At 76.9% G+C, this 1,209-nt stretch carries 1 protein-coding gene and 1 tRNA gene; one reads left to right on the top strand and one right to left on the bottom strand.

Features of this window, described 5'->3' with window-relative positions; genetic code table 11:
* The first annotated feature begins 383 nt into the window (after positions 1-383).
* The gene (locus ACFY07_RS28540; RefSeq protein WP_390872436.1) at positions 384-920 is read left to right on the top strand and encodes a transglycosylase SLT domain-containing protein; all 537 of its coding nucleotides are present in this window, start codon (positions 384-386) and stop codon (positions 918-920) included.
* 198 nt (positions 921-1,118) lie between these two features.
* On the opposite strand, the gene ACFY07_RS28535 is transcribed toward ACFY07_RS28540, so the two are convergent.
* A tRNA-Leu gene (locus tag ACFY07_RS28535) sits at positions 1,119-1,203 on the bottom strand.
* Positions 1,204-1,209: the final 6 nt, after the last annotated feature.

Below are 1,209 nucleotides of genomic sequence, written 5' to 3'. Positions count from 1 at the left end.
GCCCGGATAAACCTCTGTTTTCGTGCGAATCGGGTGTTTAAGGATCGAAGTGGGTGTTCTCCGGCCATCGGTGCAGTTCGGGAGGGGTGCGGGCCGCCCGTCCCCGGGCCCCGCCGGCCCCCTTCCGGCCCCGGCCCCACGCCCCGGGCGGCGCCGTCCCGGGCCGTCCGCGCCCCGCCCCGCCTACGGAGCCCGGTCGTAGGACGGGTGTTTGCCGCCCCGCGCCGGGCCTGCCAAGACTGGGCCGAGTCCGACGGCGTCCCGGGGTCCACCCCCGGAGCACAGGCGCCTCCCGCGGCACACCGAGAGCCCCACCGGGTGCCCCGGACACCCCACCCCCCAGGGGGCGGGTGTCCCCGACAACCGATCGAGGTTTCCCCCTGATGCGCACCGCCCTGCCCCGCCTGAGGAAGACCGCCGCCCTGCTGGCCACCACCGCCGGCCTGGCCTCCCTGGCCGCCGTCGCCGCCCCCGCCGCCTCCGCCGCCCCCGCCCGGCCCTCGGCCCACCGCCTGCACCTGCACCACCTCAACCACACCGCCCAGGCCGCCGACCGGCACGCCGCGCAGGACACCGCCTCCCGCGCCGCCGCCCGCCCCGTCCTGGCCGCCGCCCCCGCCGGCGCCACCGGGGCCGCCGGGGCCCGCGCGCTGGCCCAGTCGATGGTCCCCGCCTCCCAGTGGGCCGCCTTCGACGCCATCGTCAGCCACGAGAGCAGCTGGAACCCGGGCGCCACCAACGCCTCCTCCGGCGCCTACGGCCTGGGCCAGGCCCTGCCCGGCTCCAAGATGGCCGCCGCCGGCGCCGACTGGCGCACCAACCCCGCCACCCAGATCCGCTGGGCCCTGGACTACATGAACTCCCGCTACGGCAGCCCCAACGCCGCCTGGGCCTTCTGGCAGACCCACCACTGGTACTGAGCCACCGGCACCAGCACCACAGCAGGACGGCAGCACCCGCACGACGGCGCGTGCCCCGGTCGCACCCGACCGGGGCCCGCGCCGTCGGTGTCCCCGCGCCGTCGGTGTCCCCGCGCCGCCCCCGCGGCGGGCCGGGAGAGGCCGGGTCCGGAGAAAAAAGGAGGACCCCGGCCGACCGGCCGGGGTCCTCCACTGCTGTGTCCGAGGGGGGACTTGAACCCCCACGCCCGATAAAGGGCACTAGCACCTCAAGCTAGCGCGTCTGCCATTCCGCCACCCGGACAGGGTG

This window comes from Streptomyces sp. NPDC001380, from assembly GCF_042895785.1.
Lineage (GTDB): Bacteria > Actinomycetota > Actinomycetes > Streptomycetales > Streptomycetaceae > Peterkaempfera.
Note: the sequence above shows the minus strand (reverse complement) of the source record. Positions and strands in the feature narration are given on the sequence as shown.

Coding starts and splice junctions, on each gene's coding strand:
- ACFY07_RS28540 (WP_390872436.1), top strand. CDS start 384: ATGCGCACCGCCCTGCCCCGCCTGAGGAAGACCGCCGCCCTGCTGGCC.